Annotated in this window: 1 protein-coding gene; it reads right to left on the reverse strand. The window is 61.2% G+C overall.

Annotation, left to right across the window (positions count from 1 at the left end; genetic code table 11):
* Window positions 1–40 precede the first annotated feature (40 nt).
* A partial coding sequence (locus ON19_RS30760; protein WP_043700707.1) for an IS256 family transposase occupies window positions 41–498 on the reverse strand: 458 nt, incomplete at its 5' end.

Genomic DNA, 498 nt, shown 5'->3' on the forward strand with positions numbered 1-498 from the left:
GGGGACTGTCTAATTAACGGTTGATCTTGGTTGGTGATTCTCAGTGGTTGGTGGGGATCAATCGGCCTTCGAAGGCGATCTGGAAGGCGTTGAGCGGGGCTTTCCAGCGCATGGTCCACCGTTTGCGGCCTTTGCCGGTGGGGTCGAGGCTCATCAACGCCATGTAGACGCATTTCAGGGCCGCGGTCTCGTTGGGGAAGTGCCCGCGGGCCCGGACGGCTTTGCGGATGCGGGCGTTGACCGACTCGATCGCGTTCGTCGAGCAGATCACCTTGCGGATCTCGACGTCGAAGGCCAGGAACGGCACAAATTCCGACCAAGCATCCGACCAGAGCTTCACGATCGCGGGATATTTGCTGCCCCAGACCTCGGAGAACTCGAGGAATCGTTCGCCGGCCGCGTCCTCGGTCGGCGCGGTGTAGACCGGTTTCAGCGCTTTGGCGATCTTGTCCCAGTCCTGACGGCCGGCGTAGCGGAAGCTGTTTCGCAGCAAATGGA

This window comes from Nocardia abscessus NBRC 100374, from assembly GCF_000308455.1.
In the GTDB taxonomy this organism is placed as follows: Bacteria; Actinomycetota; Actinomycetes; order Mycobacteriales; family Mycobacteriaceae; genus Nocardia; species Nocardia abscessus.